Source organism: Gallionella capsiferriformans ES-2 (assembly GCF_000145255.1).
GTDB lineage: Bacteria > Pseudomonadota > Gammaproteobacteria > Burkholderiales > Gallionellaceae > Gallionella > Gallionella capsiferriformans.
Genome location: NC_014394.1, coordinates 1735463 through 1753549, shown reverse-complemented (window position 1 = coordinate 1753549; position 18087 = coordinate 1735463). Strand labels below are relative to the sequence as shown.

At 56.1% G+C, this 18087-nt stretch carries 16 protein-coding genes and 2 pseudogenes; 12 read left to right on the top strand and 6 right to left on the bottom strand.

From position 1 onward, the window contains the following. Positions 1-196 precede the first annotated feature (196 nt). The 4 genes and pseudogenes from GALF_RS14980 to GALF_RS08010 form a co-directional block, all read right to left on the bottom strand. Positions 197-661: pseudogene (locus GALF_RS14980) on the bottom strand (GGDEF domain-containing protein). After that, positions 546-1127 (bottom strand): hypothetical protein, encoded by a 582-nt coding sequence (locus GALF_RS15550; protein ID WP_041938031.1) that lies wholly within the window; start codon positions 1125-1127, stop codon positions 546-548. The pseudogene GALF_RS14980 and the gene GALF_RS15550 overlap by 116 nt, the downstream one beginning before the upstream one ends. A gap of 69 nt (positions 1128-1196) precedes the next feature. Then, complete coding sequence (locus GALF_RS08015; protein ID WP_013293564.1) at positions 1197-1658, bottom strand: cyanophycin metabolism-associated DUF1854 family protein; 462 nt, start codon at positions 1656-1658, stop codon at positions 1197-1199. Further along, positions 1655-3925 carry a cyanophycin metabolism-associated ABC transporter gene (locus tag GALF_RS08010; protein ID WP_013293563.1) on the bottom strand — a complete coding sequence of 757 codons (2271 nt, stop codon included), beginning with the start codon at positions 3923-3925 and terminating at the stop codon, positions 1655-1657. Before GALF_RS08010 ends, GALF_RS08015 begins: the two co-directional genes overlap by 4 nt. A gap of 147 nt (positions 3926-4072) precedes the next feature. Here GALF_RS08010 and GALF_RS08005 point away from each other — a divergent pair, with 147 nt between their 5' ends. The 4 genes from GALF_RS08005 to cysG all read left to right on the top strand — a co-directional run bounded on the left by GALF_RS08005 (position 4073) and on the right by cysG (position 11425). Further along, positions 4073-6235 (top strand): cyanophycin synthetase, encoded by a 2163-nt coding sequence (locus GALF_RS08005; RefSeq protein WP_013293562.1) that lies wholly within the window; start codon positions 4073-4075, stop codon positions 6233-6235. A gap of 17 nt (positions 6236-6252) precedes the next feature. Beyond that, the gene (gene cphA / locus GALF_RS08000; protein ID WP_013293561.1) at positions 6253-8823 is read left to right on the top strand and encodes a cyanophycin synthetase; all 2571 of its coding nucleotides are present in this window, start codon (positions 6253-6255) and stop codon (positions 8821-8823) included. 148 nt (positions 8824-8971) lie between these two features. Continuing rightward, positions 8972-9904, top strand: a complete 933-nt coding sequence (locus GALF_RS07995) for an HPP family protein (protein WP_013293560.1) — start codon at positions 8972-8974, stop codon at positions 9902-9904. A 156-nt stretch (positions 9905-10060) separates the two neighbouring features. Next, entirely contained in the window at positions 10061-11425 is a 1365-nt protein-coding gene (cysG, locus tag GALF_RS07990; RefSeq protein WP_013293559.1) for a siroheme synthase CysG, read from the top strand. A 39-nt stretch (positions 11426-11464) separates the two neighbouring features. On the opposite strand, the gene msrA is transcribed toward cysG, so the two are convergent. Further along, a complete protein-coding gene (gene msrA / locus GALF_RS07985; RefSeq protein ID WP_041938381.1) occupies positions 11465-11974 on the bottom strand; it encodes a peptide-methionine (S)-S-oxide reductase MsrA in 510 nt (169 codons plus the stop codon). A 75-nt stretch (positions 11975-12049) separates the two neighbouring features. Continuing rightward, positions 12050-12505 (bottom strand): annotated as a pseudogene (smpB, locus tag GALF_RS07980) (SsrA-binding protein SmpB); the annotation flags it as partial. Positions 12506-12564: 59 nt separating this feature from the next. Between smpB and GALF_RS07975 the strand changes: the two are divergent. Genes GALF_RS07975 through scpB form a run of 8 tightly spaced genes read left to right on the top strand, consistent with a single transcriptional unit; the run spans position 12565 to position 18052 of the window. Then, positions 12565-13002: a type II toxin-antitoxin system RatA family toxin gene (locus GALF_RS07975; protein ID WP_013293556.1), complete on the top strand. Its 438-nt coding sequence runs from the start codon at positions 12565-12567 to the stop codon at positions 13000-13002. Continuing rightward, on the top strand, positions 12999-13310 hold the full coding sequence (locus GALF_RS07970; RefSeq protein WP_013293555.1) for an RnfH family protein: 312 nt from the start codon (positions 12999-13001) through the stop codon (positions 13308-13310). The genes GALF_RS07975 and GALF_RS07970 overlap by 4 nt, the downstream gene beginning before the upstream one ends. Before the next feature lie 30 nt (positions 13311-13340). Then, positions 13341-14189, top strand: a complete 849-nt coding sequence (locus GALF_RS07965; RefSeq protein ID WP_013293554.1) for a 3',5'-nucleoside bisphosphate phosphatase — start codon at positions 13341-13343, stop codon at positions 14187-14189. A gap of 17 nt (positions 14190-14206) precedes the next feature. Beyond that, the gene (locus tag GALF_RS07960; RefSeq protein WP_013293553.1) at positions 14207-14836 is read left to right on the top strand and encodes an L-threonylcarbamoyladenylate synthase; all 630 of its coding nucleotides are present in this window, start codon (positions 14207-14209) and stop codon (positions 14834-14836) included. After that, entirely contained in the window at positions 14833-15483 is a 651-nt protein-coding gene (locus GALF_RS07955) for a site-2 protease family protein (RefSeq protein ID WP_013293552.1), read from the top strand. The genes GALF_RS07960 and GALF_RS07955 overlap by 4 nt, the downstream gene beginning before the upstream one ends. Beyond that, a complete protein-coding gene (locus tag GALF_RS07950) occupies positions 15484-16686 on the top strand; it encodes a tryptophan--tRNA ligase (protein ID WP_013293551.1) in 1203 nt (400 codons plus the stop codon). It abuts the gene before it with no gap. Between the two features lie 3 nt (positions 16687-16689). Then, positions 16690-17478, top strand: coding sequence for a segregation and condensation protein A (locus GALF_RS07945; protein WP_013293550.1), 789 nt, complete (start codon positions 16690-16692; stop codon positions 17476-17478). Continuing rightward, on the top strand, positions 17456-18052 hold the full coding sequence (gene scpB / locus GALF_RS07940; RefSeq protein ID WP_013293549.1) for an SMC-Scp complex subunit ScpB: 597 nt from the start codon (positions 17456-17458) through the stop codon (positions 18050-18052). Before GALF_RS07945 ends, scpB begins: the two co-directional genes overlap by 23 nt. Positions 18053-18087: the final 35 nt, after the last annotated feature.

The window sequence follows — 18087 nt, the reverse complement described above, 5'->3', positions numbered from 1 at the left end:
GTAACTGTAAACGAAATCTCTGCCTGTGCAACAGACTCAGCTCCGGCACGGTATTTTTACTGCGAACCCGGCTCATATTCCAGCTTCGCCGCTCCTTTGTCAGCTTATCTGCCATTCAATTTATTTAGCATTGCTCAGGATCCCCAGCGGGTACCCAGAAGAGCATACATTCGGCGAATTGTACGTCTCACACTGATCAGGCAAAGCAGGTCACGCGGTTTCTACCTTCTTGTTTTGCGTGATACATCGCCTGATCTGCATCGCGCTGGATATCCTCGATTGCATGATGGTGCGGCAGATTAGGTGCGACGCCGATGCTGGCAGTGATTTTCAGTTACGTTTCGCCGGTTGTGGGCATCAGGCTTTCAATGTCCAGACGCAGCTTTTCTGCCAGCGTCAATGCGCCTTGCAAATCCGTGTTGGGGAGGAACATGGAAAATTCCTCTCCGCCGATACGCCCCAGCGCGTCGCTTAGACGGGTATTGCGCAGCAGGCAGGCGGCGGTGTCACGCAAGACCGTATCCCCGGCTTCGTGTCCGTAGGTGTCATTCACGCGTTTGAAGTGGTCCAGGTCGATAAACAGCACGGCGAACGGAGCACCCGTGCGCAATGCGCCGCTGATCAGTTGCTCGCACGTAGCATAATAAGCGCGGGCATTCATCAGTCCCGTGAGTGGATCGGTTGCCGCTCGGATCGTCCGGCACCAGAATCAGTGCGGAAAGGTAGATCAGCAGGCTGGCCGTTTCGGTGAGTATCGCGATGACAAAAAAGCGCTCCTTGTGTCCGTATAGTGCCGCGGTCAGCACAATGCACGTGGCAAAATAGGCGATGTTGTTGCGCACATGCAGGCCGGAGAGGTGGTTCACTTGCAGGCGGTCAGCCAGAATGAACAGGCCTGAAAAGAAAATTCCCATCAGCAGCAGCGCATACAACAGGCGGAACTGGAAGCGCTGATATTCTTCGTCTTCCGGAAAATTGACGCCGCCAAAGAGGAGGGATTCGATATTAGTCATCAGCAGCTTCGCATTATTGAATGTCCTGAAGCCTATGACGATCGCCGGATTATTGCAAGCAATCCAGGCATGTTCGACGTTAACCTGCGCCCATGCTCTGAATTCATGTCCCATGGTGCTGCGATCAAAGCACTACGAGCAAACGGAAGTTTTTTGCAGTGCGGGAGCACGATAGAGCCTGTGCTACAGAAATCTGTCCAGCAGCTTTCGGCTATGCGCATCCAGATTTTCGGTATTGCGGATCAGGAATGACACGCCGTGACCATCGGTGATCAGCAGCGCACTGGCGGATAGCCGGCGGATATGATCTTCGGCTTTGAGCAACAGTTCCGTGTCGCCGCGATCCGTTTCAACCTGCCAGCTGCTTGGGGTGGCAAAGCTCGATACGCTGCAGATGCGGCGTATTACGGGCGTGAATTCCCGGTGCGCCAATTCCTCCCGTATCAAGGTTTGGATGTCGCCTGATACATCGGTGAGTTTTTCTATCCAGACGTGTTCATGGCCTTCTATGCCCATCAGCGAGATGCACTCGTCGGGGGCTGCGATGGGGAAGGCGCGTACGGGTACGACGCCAGCATGACTTTCGCCGTTCCGGGTGAGCACCAGCTGACCTGCTGCGTTGCGTATTAACTGGAAGCTGTTCATGCGCTCACCTTGTTGTCTGTCTGGATGGCGGGGACATCGTTTAAGTCCGTATCGACGTTGCGGGCCTGTGCCTGATACAGGCGGTAATAAGCCCCTTGAGTTGCCATCAGTTCGTCGTGGCTGCCGATTTCAACGACTTCGCCCTTGTCCAGTACCACCAGGCGGTTCGCCTTGTGCAGGGTGGAGAGGCGATGGGCGATGGCGATCGTGGTGCGGCCGTGCACCAGATTGTCCAGCGCCTTCTGGATTTCTTTTTCGGTTTCAGTATCGACCGATGCAGTTGCTTCATCGAGGATCAGAATGCGCGGGTCGATCAATAGCGCGCGGGCAATCGAGATGCGCTGGCGCTCACCGCCGGACAAGCCGTGACCGCGCTCACCGACCAGAGAGTCGTAGCCGTGCGGCAGGCGCAGTATGAATTCATGCGCATGAGCCGCGTGGGCTGCGGCAACGATTTCGGCGCGGGTTGCATCCGGTTTTCCGTAGGCGATGTTTTCGGCAATGGAGCCGAAGAACAGGAACGGGTCTTGCAATACCAGCCCGATATGGCGGCGATATTCGGAAACGGGCAGCGATTTGATGTTAACGCCGTCGATGCTGATGGAACCTTCCGAGACATCGTAGAAGCGGCACATCAGATTGACCAGCGTGCTCTTGCCCGAGCCGCTGTGGCCGACAAGCCCGATCATTTCGCCGGGTTGTATGGTCAGATTCAGGTCCTTGATCACGGCGCGGTTGCCATAGCGGAATCCGGCACCCTTGAGATCAATGCGGCCTTCAATCTGGCCCAGATGAACCGGATTCGCTGGTTCGGGTACGCTAGAGACATGGTCGAGGATGTCGAAGATGCGCTTGGCACCCGCTGCGGCCTTTTGCGTCACCGAGACGATGCGGCTCATCGAATCCAGTCGCGCATAAAAACGGCTGATGTAGGCTAAAAAGGCCGTCAGTACACCGACGGTGATTTCGTTGTTGGAGACCTGCCAGATGCCGAATGCCCAGACGACCAAGAGGCCGATTTCGGTCAGCAGCGAGACGCTCGGGGTAAACAGCGACCAGATTTTGTTGATGCGGTCGTTGACTTGCAGGTTGTGCGCGTTGGCGACGTGAAAGCGCTCGGCCTCGCGCTTTTCCTGAGCGAAGGCCTTGACCACGCGGATGCCGGGGATGGTGTCGGCCAGTACGTTGCTCACTTCAGACCAGACGCGATCAATTTTTTCAAAGCCGGTACGCAAGCGGTCGCGCACGTTGTGGATCATCCAGGCGATGAAGGGCAGCGGTACCAGCGTGACCAGTGCCAGCCACGGATTGATCGAGAACAGGATAGCCGCGGTCATCACGATCATCAGCACATCGGTTGCAAAGTCGAGCAGATGCAGCGATAAAAATACGCAGATACGATCCGATTCCGAACCGATGCGCGACATCAGATCCCCGGTGCGTTTGCCGCCGAAATATTCAAGTGAGAGGCGCAGCAGGTGTTCGTAAGTGATGGTGCGCAGATCGGCACCGATGCGCTCGCTCACCAGCGCCAGGATATAAGTCTTCGCCCAGCCCAGTCCCCATGCCAGCAAGGCCGAGCCTAAAAGCCCTGCCAGCAGCCAGCCGACGATGACGAAATCGATCGGCGTGCCGTTCTGGTACGGAATCAGTACCTTGTCCATCAGCGGCATGGTCAGATAAGGCGGCACCAGTGTGGCAGCGGTCGAGGCGAGCATCAGCAGGAATCCTGACAGCAGTTGCCACTGATAGGGTCTGGCAAAGCGCCACAGGCGCAGCAGCGTCCAGGCCCGTGGCGGCGCATTGAGAGTGATGCTGCAATGCGGGCATTCGCCCTGATCAAGCGGTGTCAGGCAATCCGGACAGAGTTCGGGTGCGTCAGGCGTGGCGGGTATGCCGGAGCACGCGCTGGTTTGTTGCTGCTTGTACTGTTTGATGAAGCGGACAGCCGATGCGTTGTGAGCCAGTGTGTAAAACCAGCAGACTAAACGAGTGGCGCCGTCGAACAGTTCGATGCGTCCGACGCCGCCGTGATCCCGGTGCTGCAGGGTCAGTGTGTCGCGATACGGGTAATCGCAATCTGAACCCAGATCGATCAGCCGGCAATCGGTGATGAGCAGCAGGTTGTGCGTAAAATTAAGCTGCGCATCGAGGTTGAGTTCCAGATGGCCGGTGATAGTTTCGCCGTCAGTCAAACATGACTGGGCTTTGATGCGCCATGCATCGGGTATAGATAGGGTCACGGGGAAGGGTGTTTGAGTATTCACTGGCTGCGATATTACTACAATAAAACGCACGGACAAACAGTTTTGCCGCGCCCTCTGGTAAACTTGTATTGCGGTCAGGTAAACCGATGTGGAGTGGTCTGCGTTAACCGCTTCGTGCCCTAATTTTACATTCGCCAGGAAAGTCTGATGGAGTTTCTCAAAATATTGTCTCTGCGTGGCCCGAACATCTGGACTTATCGCCCCGTACTAGAGGTGTGGCTGGATATCGGTGTATTGGAGGATTCCCCTTCCAATACCATTCCCGGTTTTTACGAACGACTGACTGCCTGGTTGCCGACGCTGATCGAGCACCGTTGCGGCATCGGTGAGCGAGGCGGTTTTCTGCAGCGTTTGCGTGAAGGTACCTGGCCCGGCCACATACTCGAACACGTCACCCTCGAATTGCAGAATCTGGCCGGTATGCAAAGTGGCTTTGGCAAGGCGCGCGAAACCTCCGTGCGCGGCGTCTACAAGGTTGTCGTGCGTTCGCGCAATGAGGCCGTTACACGTGCGGCGCTGGCAGCCGCCCGCGATCTGATTCTGGCTGCGATGCAGGACAAACCCTTTGAAGTGGCGCCCGTCGTTGCAAAACTCAACGACATGGTCGATTCCTTGTGTCTTGGGCCTAGCACCGCCTGTATCGTCGATGCGGCAAGCGACCGGGGCATTCCGTCTATCCGCCTGACGGAAGGAAATCTAGTGCAGCTGGGTTACGGCGTGAGCCAGCACCGCATCTGGACTGCCGAGACCGATCAGACCAGCGCGATTGCCGAGAGTATTTCCCGCGATAAAGATTTGACCAAGACCTTGTTGTCGGCTTGCGGCGTACCCGTTCCTGAAGGGCGCATCGTCGATAATCCGGCGGATGCATGGGAAGCTGCAGAAGATATCGGTTTGCCGGTGGTGGTAAAACCCACCGACGGCAATCACGGGCGTGGCGTTTCCACTGAACTGATGACGCAGGAAGAAGTCGAGGCCGCTTTTGTGCTGGCCGATGCCCAGGGCAGCGAAGTGATCGTCGAGCGTTATATTCGCGGCAATGAGCACCGTCTGCTGGTGGTCGGCGGGCGTCTGGCGGCAGCGGCACGCGGCGAGACGGTATCGCTGGTTGCGGACGGAAAATCCACGATCCGAAGCCTGATCGCAGAACAGATCAATACCGACCCGCGACGCGGGGAAGCCGAAGAATTTCCGATGGATAGGGTCGAGATCGATACCGATGCCGCCGCGCAGTTTGAACTCAAACGGCAGGGATATGCTGCTGATTCGGTGCCTGAAGCGGGCACTGAAGTGCTGATTCAGCGCAACGGCAATGTCGCCTTCGATGTCACGGATCTCGTGCATCCCGAGGTGGCTGCGACGGTTTCGCTGGCTGCGCGCATCGTGGGGCTTGATATCGCCGGCATCGATCTGGTCGCCGAAGATATTTCCCGGCCGCTTGCAGAACAGGGCGGGGCGATTGTCGAAATTAATGCGGGCCCGGGTCTTTTGATGCATTTGAAACCCGCCTCAGGCGAGCCGCGTCCTGTCGGGCGCGCAATCGTCGATAGTCTGTTTACAGCGGAGGAGACCGGGCGAATTCCGGTGGTGGGAATTTGCGGCACGCAAGGCAAGGCGCAGGTCGCCCGCATTGTGACCCGGTTGCTTAAACTCGCAGGCTATTACGTCGGGCTGGCAAGCCGGGACGGGCTGTCGTTTGATAAGCGCATTGTGGATAAAAGGGATAGTTCGAACTGGTCGTCTGCGCAAAAAGTGCTGCTGAATCGATCGGTTAACGCCGCTGTCATCGAAAACAGCATCGAAACGATTTTGTCCGAAGGCTTAGGCTACGACCGCTGTCAGGTGGGTATTATCACCAACCTGGAACCGGCGAAGCATTTCGGTGCGTATTACATCGAAACCGCTGAGCAGGTCTGTAATGTCGTGCGCACACAAATCGATGTCGTGCTCTCCAACGGTGTGGCGGTGCTCAATGGTGCCGATCCGCTGGTGGCAGCGATGGCTGACTATTGCGACGGTGAAGTGATTTATTTCGCACGCGAGGGCGAGTTGCCGGCTGTCACTGAACATTTGCAGGCAGGCGGGCGGGCCGTGCTGGTCAGAGGCGATAAAATTGTGTTTTGCACCGGATCAGATGAGGTCTTGCTGCTGACGCTGTGCGCGGTGCCGATGTCCGCTGATGAATGTAATTTGTCGCAACTGGAGAATGTGCTGGCCGCCGTCGCTGCAGCCTGGGCGTTGGGCGTTTCGCCTAGTTTGATTCGTGCCGGCATTGCTTCGTTTGAAGTAGCTGAAATTTCAGCCCGTTAAATAAAGGGAAGTTTTTAATGAAAGTGTCACGCATACGCGCCCTGCGCGGACCTAATCTCTGGAGTCGGCATACCGCCATTGAAGCCATCGTGTCCTGTACTGACACCGAGTGCGACATTGCTAAAATGAGTGGTTTCGAGGGGCGGCTTCGTGCACGCTTCCCGGAAATCGGCCTGTTGCGATTGCCGGGGCACGCGGAGGCAGTCACCATCGCCCATGTGCTCGAAGTCGCGGCCTTAGGATTGCAAGCGCAGGCCGGTTGTCCGGTTACTTTTTGCCGCACCTCGGCGACGATGGAAGCGGGCGTCTATCAAGTTGTCTTCGAGTACAGCGAAGAGGCGGTGGGGCGGTTAGCGTTTAAGCTGGCTCGCGACCTGTGTGCCTCGGCGCTGGAAGATACCCCGTTTGATCTGCCAGGTGCACTCGCGCAATTGCGTGAACTCGATGAGGATGTGCGCTTGGGGCCCAGTACGGGTTCGATCGTCGAGGCCGCTGTCAAACGCAATATCCCCTATCGTCGTCTGACTGAGGGTAGTCTGGTTCAATTCGGCTGGGGCAGTCGTCAGCGCCGCATTCAGGCTGCTGAAACGGATTTGTCCAGCGCAATCGGTGAAGCGATTGCACAAGATAAGGAGCTGACTAAAAAGCTGCTTGAAGCGGCCGGTGTGCCGGTGCCTCAGGGGCGACCCGTTGCGGATATCGAAGATGCGTGGGTGGCGATGTGCGAAATCGCAGGGCCGGTGGTGGTCAAACCGCTCGATGGCAATCAGGGCAAAGGCGTGACGGTCAATATTGTGACACGCGAGCATCTGGAAATTGCTTACGCCGCAGCGGCAAAAATCAGTTCTGAAGTTTTACTCGAACGCTTTATTCCCGGCAGCGATTTTCGCATGCTGGTGGTCGGTGACCAGCTGGTGGCGGCAGCGCGTCGCGAACCGCCGATGGTGATTGGCGATGGCGTGCATTCGGTGCGTGAACTGGTCGATCAGGTCAATAGCGATCCCCGGCGCGGCGACGGACATGCAACCTCACTGACGAAGATGCGTATCGACAGCATTGCGCTGGCGCGTCTCGAAGTGCAGGGGCTGACGGTGGATTCGATTCCCGATAAAGGGCGCTATGTGATATTGCGTAACAACGCCAATCTGAGTACCGGCGGGTCGGCTACCGATGTCACCGATGATGTGCATCCTGAGATGGCAGCCAGCGCGGTTGCGGCTGCGCAAATGGTGGGGCTCGATATCTGCGGCGTGGACGTGGTGTGCGATTCTGTATTGCGTCCGCTGGACGAGCAGGGCGGTGGCGTGGTCGAAGTGAATGCCGCACCCGGTTTGCGCATGCATTTGCAGCCTTCGTTCGGCAAGGGGCGTGCGGTGGGAGACGCCATCGTCTCGATGATGTTTGAGGCGGGTAACGACGGACGCATTCCGCTGGTCGCGGTGGCAGGAACCAATGGCAAAACCACCACGGTGCGGCTGATTTCTCATATTTTAGGCTGTCAGGGGTTGCGGGTCGGGATGACGAATTCCGATGGCGTGTATATTCAGGGCAAACGCATTGATACAGGCGATTGTAGCGGGCCTAAGAGTGCACGAAATGTGTTGTTGCATCCTGATGTCGACGCGGCGGTATTCGAGACTGCGCGCGGCGGCGTACTGCGTGAAGGGTTGGCCTTTGACCGCTGCAACGTGGCGGTTGTCACCAACATCGGCATGGGTGATCACTTAGGGCTCAATTACATCAGTACGGTCGAGGATTTGAGCGTCGTTAAACGCGTCGTGGTGCAGAACGTTGCACTCAGCGGTGTGGCGGTACTCAATGCGGCCGATCCGATGTCTGCTGCGATGGCCGATATCTGTCCGGGTTCAGTGACCTTTTTTGCACAAGATCGCTCCCATCCGGTGATGGCGGCGCATCGCGCGCAGGGCAAACGGGTGGTGTATGTCGAGGGTAATCAAGTCGTGGCCTGCGAGAACACATTCGAGCAGCGCGTCGAATTGAGCCATATTCCCATTACCCGCAACGGCGTCATCGGCTTCCAGATCGAAAATGCGATGGCATCCATCGCGGCAGTCTGGGCCCTCGGTGTCGACTGGGACACTATACGTCGCGGGCTGGCGTCCTTTGTCAACGATGCGGCCACGGCACCGGGGCGTTTCAACTTCTTTGACTATCGCGGTGCGTCCGTGATTGCCGATTACGGCCACAACCCTGACGCCATCCTGGCGCTCATTTCCGCTGTGCAAAATATGCCTGCCAAAAAGCGCATGGTAGTGATCAGCGGGGCCGGAGATCGCCGCGACGAAGACATTCGCCTGCAGACTGAAATATTGGGCGATGTTTTTGATGAGGTCATTCTGTATCAGGATCAGTGTCAGCGAGGCCGTGCGGACGGTGAAGTGTTGAGCCTGTTAAGAGCGGGACTGATCAATGCGAAGCGCGCGAAAATTACCGACGAGATCAACGGGGAGTTTCTCGCCATCGATACGGCTTTGGCGCGCCTGATGCCGGGTGATTTATGTCTGATACTGATCGATCAGGTTGATGAAGCGCTGGCTCATATCGAAAAAACGATAGCGCAATCCTGATTGCGCCTTAAAACAGGATAAGGTCGGGTGACATCAGACCTTATCTGCTTTGAGTTTAGCGTTAAACACCACGCATGTTGACTGACGGCACGCCGGGCGGCAATGCCCGTCAATCGCTATTCACCTTTAATGTTAGCGCGGAACATACATGAACTTTATCAGGGGCGGAGTCGAAGCAGGCGGCCATGCGGAGAAAATTATCTCAGGCATCGGTGGCTTTATCGGCATCTTGCTGGCCATGTGGGTTAGCCAGCATTATTTAGGCACACAGGGGGCGGCGCTGCTGGTTGCGTCCATGGGCGCATCCGCCGTGCTGCTGTTTGCCGTGCCCAATGGCGCATTATCGCAACCCTGGCCGCTGATGGGCGGACATGTGTTCTCCGCGTTGATCGGTGTTTCTTGTGCACAACTTGTTCCGGATATGCTGATCGCGGCGCCTCTGGCAGTAGCGCTGGCGATCGCGTTGATGTATTACCTGCGCTGCATTCATCCGCCCGGCGGTGCAACAGCCATTACTGCGGTGATTGGCGGTGCACAGGTGCATGATCTGGGGTTTCAATTTGTTCTCACGCCAGTGCTGATCAATGCGCTCATCCTGTTGCTTGCCGCCATTGCGGTGAACTATGCATTTCCGTGGCGTCGCTATCCTGCACGCTTGCAAAAGACCGTTAAAGCGGTGCAGAGCAACAGCAATGATCATCCTCTGGGGCAGGCCGATTTTAGGTATGCGCTCGATGAGATTGGCACTTATGTCGATATTCGCGAAGAAGATTTGCTCAGGCTATACCGGTTAGCCTGCAAGCATGCGTGGCAGTTGTCGGACCTGCCGGACGTAATTACGCCGGGTTTTTATTACAGCAACGGTGAGACGGGCGATAGTTTGTCTGTGCGTCGTGTCATCGAATGTTCAGGCACCGGCACTGATGCCCTCATCACTTTTACCGTGGTGGCAGGAGAAGGCGTGGGGGCGGTAAAAACGATGACCCTTGCAGAATTCACTGGCTGGCAGCGCTATGAAGTGATCTTCAAAAATGGCGAGTGGCACCGGATCAGGCAGGCCTCAATGCCTAATCTGCATTAGACTGTGTCGATGAAACTGACTCACTATTCAATCTGCATTAGAAGTTGCAAGTTAAGCAGCGCGCGGGCGGAACGGGTTGTAAGTGGTGGGACGAGCAAGCTCCGTTAAGATCGCATCCTTCAAGAGTAATCAATAAGCGTTTTACAAAGGTTTTAGATGGATTTTCTCCCCGTTTTTATGAAGGTTAAAGGGCGCACTTGTCTGGTGGTCGGTGCCGGTGAGGTCGCGTTGCGCAAGGCGTCGGTCCTGCTCAGTGCCGGTGCTTCGGTCAGGGTCGTGGCGCCGGCGTTCTGCGCTGAATTCGCCGCTCTGACGGGTGTTGAATGTATCCACGCACGTTTTGCAGCCGTGCACCTTGACGGCGTCGTGCTGGTGATTGCGGCGACGGATGACCGCGCGGTCAATTTTGACGTCTCGCAACAGGCACGCCTGCTGAACATTCCGGTGAATGTGGTCGATAGTCCGGAGCTGTGCAGTTTTATCATGCCCTCGATACTGGATCGCTCGCCGCTGGTGGTGGCTTTTTCCAGCGGCGGGGCATCCCCGGTGCTGGCTCGCATGTTGCGCGCGACGCTTGAGACGATGATCCCGGCGCGTTATGGCCATCTGGCTCAATTTTGCGCCGATATGCGCGACACCGTTAAGGCGCGTATCTCCACCGCTGCCAGTCGGCGTATCTTTTGGGAAAATGCGCTGGACGGCGTGATTGCTGAAAAGGTGCTGGCAGGTGATGCGGCCGGTGCAAAGGCTCAGTTGATGGCTCAACTGGAGGATGCGGGGTTGCGGCCGCAAGGTGAGGTCTATCTGGTGGGTGCCGGGCCGGGCGATCCTGATTTATTGACATTTCGCGCGCTGCGCCTGATGCAAAAGGCCGATGTGGTGGTGTACGACAATCTAGTGTCCGCGCAGATTCTGGATATGACGCGCCGCGATGCTGCGCGAATTTTTGTCGGCAAGCAGCGTGACAATCACACGCTGCCTCAGCAGGAGATCAATGCGCTGCTGGTTAAATTGGCCATGGAGGGCCGCCGCGTTGTGCGACTGAAGGGCGGCGATCCGTTTATCTTCGGGCGCGGTGGCGAAGAAATCGAAACACTCTCAGAACACGGCATTCCTTTTCAGGTGGTGCCCGGGATTACCGCTGCATCCGGTGTTTCAGCGTATGCCGGCATTCCGCTCACCCATCGAGACTATGCGCAGTCGGTAATTTTTACCACCGGACACCTCAAGGAAGGCGTGCTTGATCTGGACTGGGAGGCCTTGTGCAGGCCGGGACAGACGGTCGTTATCTACATGGGCTTGGGTGCGCTGGCCGAGATTTGCCGTCAAATGATGGCCCACGGTCTCATACCAGACTGGCCTGCTGCGGTTGTCATGAACGGCACCCAACCCGATCAGGTCGTGGTGGTGGGCACGTTGCAGACGCTGGCAGACAAGGTGGCTAGCGCGGGGCTGAAATCTCCCTGTCTGATTATCATCGGCGAAGTGGTCAAGCTGCGTGACACGCTGTCGTGGTGCTAGCGCTGCGTATCCCTGCTGTTGCTGCACGGACCCGGTGTATTACTCTCCCAGATTCAGGCGTCTGATGTAGTGGCAGGTGTAGCCGCCGGGGTGTTTGATTAGATATTGCTGGTGGTATTCCTCTGCCCGGTAAAATTCGCGGAACGGCACCACTTCGGTGACGATTTTACTTTTTAATTCGCCAGAGGCCTCTGCGGTTTTAATGACCTCCATCGCGGTATGCTGCTGCGCCTCATCCAGATAAAAAATGGCCGAGCGGTACTGGCTGCCGATGTCGTTTCCCTGCTGGTTGCGCGTGGTCGGGTTGTGCATGCGGAAAAACTCGAACAAAAGATGCCGGTAGCTGAGTTTTTCGGGATTAAAAACAATTTTGAGCGATTCGGCATGCCCGGTGCGTCCGGTCTTGACCTGTTCATACACGGCGTTGGGGGTTGTGCCGCCGGTATAGCCGACCTCGGTCGCAATCACCCCCGGCATTTGCCGGACCAGATCGGCCAGTCCCCAGAAGCAACCGCCGGCAAGATAAGCTGTTTGTGTGTTGTTAGTCATGGCAACTCCAGTCAGGGGTAGCAGGGTGGCAAGCATAAAAATGAATCGTTTCATCCGGCATGCTCCATAAATTCGTTAGCGCCGCTCTTTTTTCATCGCCTGAGCGACTTCGCGTTTTGAGTCTTTCTCTTTTTCCGTAGCGCGCTTGTCATGAAGCTTTTTGCCTTTGGCAAGGCCGATGGCCAGTTTGACGCGCCCGCCCTTGTAATGCATGTCCAGCGGCATCACGGTGTAACCCGCCCGCTGCACTTTGATCAGGATTTTTGAAATCTCTGCTGCATGCAGCAGCAGTTTTCGGGTGCGCACCGGATCAGGGTGGATGTGCGTGGAAGCATTGAGTAGCGGGCTGATATGCGAGCCGAACAGGTACAGCGCGCCGTCCTTTGCGGTGACGTAGGCTTCCTTCAATTGGGCGCGCCCGGCACGAATGGCTTTGACTTCCCATCCCTCCAGCATCAGCCCCGCCTCGTATTTGTCTTCGACGAAGTATTCGTGAAATGCTTTTTTATTCTGAATAATGCTCATGATAGGTGAATTTTGCTGTGTGTTCGGCTATTCTACCAGCCTTTGGAATTGTATCTAGATTGCTAATGGCGACGGTTGAGAAAACAGTATTGGTTGCACACAGTGCGGAACAGATGTTTCAGCTGGTGGATTGCGTCGAAGACTATCCCGATTTTCTGCCCTGGTGCGGCGGATCGAGCGTGGTAGATAAGTCGGATAATGTTGTTCACGCGACGGTGCATATAAATTATCATCATATTAAACAAAGTTTTACGACTGAAAACAACCGAACGCCGCCCAGTCAAATCGACATTACCTTGCAGGACGGGCCGTTCCGCCATTTGGATGGCTGCTGGCGATTTATTCCGCTCAACGATTCTGCCTGTAAAATAGAATTCCGTCTCCACTACGAGTTTTCCAGTAAATTGCTGGAAAAGCTGGTCGGGCCGGTGTTTCATTACATCGCCAACAGCTTCGTGGATGCCTTTATACACCGGGCCGAGAAAGTTTATCCGAACACATGACTGACAAAATAAATATCGAAATAGTGTATGCCCTGCGAGACGAACAAACGCTGCTAAAAAAAGCGGTTCCTGAGGGCACGACCGTGTTGGAGGGCATACAAGCCAGCGGCCTGTTGGAAAAGTATCCCGAACTCGATCTGGCCGCTCACAAGCTGGGAATTTTTGGCAAACTGACGAAAGCGGACGCCGTGCTGCGGGAAATGGATCGCATCGAGATTTATCGTCCGCTGATCGCAGACCCTAAAGAAGTGCGCCGTCGCCGTGCCGAAGAAGGCAAGGTCATGAAAAAAGGCGGTGGTGACGCGTGAGCGGTTTTGCTGAGCGCAGGAGGCGTGGGAATGCTTGATTACGACCTGCATTGCCACTCTAATATTTCCGACGGAACCTTGACGCCGACCGAAGTGGTCGAGCGCGCGTTCGGGCGCGGTGTCAAAATGCTGGCGCTGACCGATCACGACGATACGGATGGACTCGATGAGGCGCGCGCGGTAGCAAGCGGGCACGGCATGATCTTTATCAACGGCGTCGAAATTTCGGTGACCTGGCGTAAGCACACCTTGCACATCGTGGGGCTTGCCATTGATCCCGCTTTTCCTGCCTTGCAGGAGGGCTTGCGCAGCGTGCGCAGCGGACGGGGCGAGCGTGCCCGTAAAATGGGCGATGAACTGGCCCGCGCCGGTATCGGCGGGGTTTATCATGGCGCTCTGAAGTTTGCCAGTAACCCGAACATGATAGGCCGCACGCATTTCGCCCGCTATCTGGTCGAGGCCGGGCATTGCAAGGATGTTAAAAGCGTATTCAACCGTTACCTTGCGACCGGAAAACCGGGTTACGTGCCGCATCAGTGGGCTGAGTTGGGCGATGCGATCGCATGGATTAAGGGCAGCGGGGGAATTGCGGTGCTCGCGCACCCGGGCCGCTATATGGTGGGTCGTCACAGCATGGGGCGGCAAACCATGCACACGCTGCTCACTGAGTTTGCGGCGCTTGGCGGCGAGGCGCTGGAAGTCGTCACCGGCAGCCATACGCCAGAGCAATACGCCGAATTTTCACGTTATGCCGATGAATTCAAGCTGATGTCTTCATGCGGTTCCGATTTTCACGGGCCGGCTGAGAGCTATCGCGATCTGGGGCGTCTGCCTGATCTGCCGATGATCTGCCGTCCGGTCTGGGAAGCATTCCAGTAATTTAAATGGACACGACTATGTCACAGTTTTTTACCATCTATCCGAACAACATCAACATGCGCCTGATCAAACAGGCCGTGTCGATACTTAAAGACGGCGGTATCGTGGTCTATCCGACCGATTCCTGCTACGCATTAGGATGCCTGCTGGACGACAAGAACGCGGTAAGTCGCATACGCGAGATCCGTCAATTGGATGATGAGCATTACCTGACGCTGATGTGCCGGGATTTGTCGGAGATTTCCAATTATGCGCGGGTGGATAACGCGCAATTCAGGCTGCTCAAAGCGAATACGCCGGGCAGTTACACCTTTATTCTGGAAGCGACCCGCGAGGTGCCCAAGCGGCTGCAACATCCCAAACGCAGCACCATCGGTATCCGCATCCCTGATCATCCGGTGGCGCTGGCCTTGCTCGAAGAGCTGGGTGAGCCGATGTCCAGTTCCACATTGATTTTGCCTGACGAAGTCTGGCCTTTGAATGACGCCGAGCGGATACGCGAATTGCTGGAAAAGAAGGTGGATGCCGTGATCGACGGCGGCGCTGCCGGCGTGGATTTCACGACCGTGATTGACCTGACAGGAGAGCACCCTGTGCTGTTGCGGCAGGGGATAGGCGACATCGCGCCGTTCGGAATTACGCAATGATGCAAATCGATCAGCTAGTCCAGACGATCACGCTCGCCGCGATTCCTATTTTATTCGCCATTACGCTGCACGAAGCGGCGCACGGCTATGCGGCGCGACATTTTGGCGATAATACCGCCTATTTGCAGGGGCGCATCAGTCTAAATCCGCTGCGTCATATTGATCCGGTCGGTACTGTGCTCTTGCCGCTGTTGACGCTGGTGCTGGGCGGCGTGCTGTTCGGTTGGGCTAAACCCGTGCCGGTTAATTTTGGCGGGCTGCGCCATCCGAAAAAGGACATGCTGTGGGTGGCGCTTGCAGGCCCTCTATCTAATCTGGTCATGGCACTCGGCTGGGCACTGCTGTTCAAGTTTTCAGCGGCATTCCCTGAGAATTATTTTGCCGAGCCGTTGATGGGTATGGCCGGAATAGGTATCAAGATCAATGTCGTGCTGCTGGTGTTGAATTTGTTGCCGCTGCCGCCGCTCGACGGCGGGCGCGTTGCGGTGAGTCTGCTGCCGCATCGTGAGGCGTATCAGCTGAGCCGGATTGAGCCTTATGGCATGTTTATCCTGATTTTTATGGCAATGACGCCGGTGCTGAGCTGGGTGCTGTTTCCCCTGGTCAAGTTTGTTGAGAATCTTCTTTTTATTATGGTTGGAATTTAAATGTTTGCTGATCGCATCGTATCGGGAATGCGTCCCACGGGAAGTTTGCATCTGGGGCATTATCATGGCGTGTTAAAAAACTGGGTCAAGATGCAGCATGAGTTTGAATGCCTGTTTTTTGTTGCAGACTGGCATGCGCTGACCACGCATTATGAATCGCCGCAAGTGATCGAGCAGAGCGTCTGGGATATGGTGGTCGACTGGCTGGCGGCCGGCATCGATCCAGCTCACGCGACGCTGTTCATTCAGTCTAAAGTGCCGGAACACGCCGAGTTGCACTTGCTGTTGTCGATGATTACCCCGTTAGGTTGGCTCGAACGCATGCCGACCTATAAGGACCAGCAATTGCATCTGGCCGATAAGGACCTTTCTACCTACGGGTTTTTGGGCTATCCGCTGTTGATGAGTTCCGACATCTTGATTTACCGCGCCACGCAAGTGCCGGTCGGCGAAGATCAGGTGCCGCATGTTGAGTTCACGCGGGAAATTGCGCGCCGCTTCAATCACTTGTACGGGCGCGATCCGGGCTTTGCCGAAAAAGCTGAATCGGCCATCAAAAAACTGGGCAGCAAAAAAGCGCGTTTATACAATGAGCTGCGCAATCGGTTTCAGGAGCAGGGCGATGGAGATGCGCTCGAATCCGCCAAGGCGCTGCTCGATGAGCAACAGAGTCTGAGTCTGGGCGATCGCGAACGGCTGTTTGGTTATCTCGAGGGCGGCGGCAAGATGATTTTGTCAGAGCCGCAGGCGATGCTGACGGTTGCCTCGAAAATGCCGGGGCTGGACGGGCGCAAAATGTCCAAGTCCTACAACAACACGATCACCTTGCGCGAAGACGAGGCGACGGTCGCTAAAAAAATTCGCACCATGCCGACGGATCCGGCGCGTGCGCGGCGCACTGACCCGGGTGATCCAGAAAAATGTCCGGTCTGGCAGTTACATCTGGTGTATTCCAGCGAGCAAACGAAACAGGGCGTGATTCAGGGCTGTAAGAGCGCTGGCATCGGCTGTATCGAATGCAAACAGCCGGTGATCGACGCGGTGCTGCTCGAACAGCGTCCGATGAGAGAACGTGCGCAGCTGTACCTGGATGACCCGTCGCTGGTGCGCAACATCATCGCCGACGGCAACGAAAAGGCGCGCAAACTCGCCGGTGAGACCTTGCGCGATGTGAGAGAAGCGATGGGGCTCAGTTACTCCTGATCCATGGTTGAAGTTCAAATCCTGCCGGTCGCACGTCTGCATGGCGAGCCTATGCTGCAGCTGCCGCTGGATTTGTATATTCCGCCGGATGCGCTGGAACTGGTGCTGGAAAATTTCCAGGGGCCGCTGGATTTGCTGTTGTATTTGATCCGAAAGCATAATTTAGATGTGCTGGACATTCCGATGGCGGAGTTGACCCGGCAATATTTAAGCTATATCGAGTTGTTGAAGCAGCACAAGCTGGAACTGGCCGCCGAATATCTGTTGATGGCGGCCGTGCTGATCGAAATCAAGTCGCGCCTGTTGCTGCCAAAATCAGTCAGGGTCGCCGACGATGAGGCAGAAGACCCCCGTATCGAACTGATGCGTCGTCTCAAAGAATATGAGCAAATGAAACTGGCCGCACAAAAGCTTGATGAATTGCCGCAGGCCGGGCGGGATTTTGAGGTGGTTGCGGTGCTCATCGAGCGGACGGTGGAGGCGTGTCAGCCGGGAATCAGTGTGGAAGATCTGAAGCTGGCATGGATGGGCTTGCTGGCACGCGCCAGAGTGAATACGCATCATACCGTGCGTCGCGAACAACTCTCCGTCCGGGAACAGATGGCGCATATTCTGCGCTGTCTGAAAGGCGGCGAGTATGTCGCTTTCGACAGCTTTTTCGATCTGTCGGATGGCCGTGCAAGACTCGTGGTTACGTTTATCGCCATGCTGGAACTTGCTAAAGAATATCTGATTGAAATACAGCAGGTTGCAACGTTTGGAGTCATCTATGTCCGCAGCGCTCAAGCCTGAAAAAAAACGGTTTAATAATATTCACAGCGAACAAGGCGAGTGGTCGTTAAAACTTATCTTTGAAACCGCGTTGCTGACGAGTACTGAGCCTTTGCCTTTGAGTGAACTGAAACGGCTTGCGGATGTGCCGCTGAGTCATACCCAGATCGAGGCGATTTTAGAGGAGTTGGTGCAGGACTGGCAGGGGCGGGGTATTGAGCTGACCCGGGTGGCCAGCGGCTGGCGTTTTCGTGCCCGGCCTGCGATGCAGGTTTATCTGGATAGGCTCAATCCGCAAAAGCCGCCGCGTTATTCGCGTGCCGTGCTCGAGACGCTGGCGATCATCGCTTATCATCAGCCGGTAACCCGCGGCGACATCGAGGAGATACGCGGGGTTTCGGTCGCATCCGCTATTCTTAAAACGCTGGAGGCGCGCGGCTGGATTGAAGTGGTGGGGACGCGCGATACACCGGGCCGTCCTGAATTATTTGCCACAACCCGTCAGTTGCTGGACGACTTGAACCTGCGCACGCTGCAGGAGTTGCCCTCACTGCAGGAAATGGGGGCAATGCTGGATCAGGATACAGGCAGATAATGCACTGATTTTATTGACATGGTTGATGTATAGGC

Bases quoted from the DNA above. Each gene is read 5' to 3' on its own strand.
- cysG (WP_013293559.1), top strand. From the start codon at position 10,061: ATGGATTTTCTCCCCGTTTTTATGAAGGTTAAAGGGCGCACTTGTCTG.
- GALF_RS08015 (WP_013293564.1), bottom strand. From the start codon at position 1,658: ATGAACAGCTTCCAGTTAATACGCAACGCAGCAGGTCAGCTGGTGCTC.
- GALF_RS07960 (WP_013293553.1), top strand. From the start codon at position 14,207: ATGTCACAGTTTTTTACCATCTATCCGAACAACATCAACATGCGCCTG.
- msrA (WP_041938381.1), bottom strand. From the start codon at position 11,974: ATGACTAACAACACACAAACAGCTTATCTTGCCGGCGGTTGCTTCTGG.
- GALF_RS07955 (WP_013293552.1), top strand. From the start codon at position 14,833: ATGATGCAAATCGATCAGCTAGTCCAGACGATCACGCTCGCCGCGATT.
- GALF_RS07945 (WP_013293550.1), top strand. From the start codon at position 16,690: ATGGTTGAAGTTCAAATCCTGCCGGTCGCACGTCTGCATGGCGAGCCT.
- GALF_RS08005 (WP_013293562.1), top strand. From the start codon at position 4,073: ATGGAGTTTCTCAAAATATTGTCTCTGCGTGGCCCGAACATCTGGACT.
- GALF_RS07995 (WP_013293560.1), top strand. From the start codon at position 8,972: ATGAACTTTATCAGGGGCGGAGTCGAAGCAGGCGGCCATGCGGAGAAA.
- cphA (WP_013293561.1), top strand. From the start codon at position 6,253: ATGAAAGTGTCACGCATACGCGCCCTGCGCGGACCTAATCTCTGGAGT.
- scpB (WP_013293549.1), top strand. From the start codon at position 17,456: ATGTCCGCAGCGCTCAAGCCTGAAAAAAAACGGTTTAATAATATTCAC.
- GALF_RS07965 (WP_013293554.1), top strand. From the start codon at position 13,341: ATGCTTGATTACGACCTGCATTGCCACTCTAATATTTCCGACGGAACC.
- GALF_RS07975 (WP_013293556.1), top strand. From the start codon at position 12,565: ATGGCGACGGTTGAGAAAACAGTATTGGTTGCACACAGTGCGGAACAG.
- GALF_RS07950 (WP_013293551.1), top strand. From the start codon at position 15,484: ATGTTTGCTGATCGCATCGTATCGGGAATGCGTCCCACGGGAAGTTTG.
- GALF_RS15550 (WP_041938031.1), bottom strand. From the start codon at position 1,127: ATGGGACATGAATTCAGAGCATGGGCGCAGGTTAACGTCGAACATGCC.
- GALF_RS07970 (WP_013293555.1), top strand. From the start codon at position 12,999: ATGACTGACAAAATAAATATCGAAATAGTGTATGCCCTGCGAGACGAA.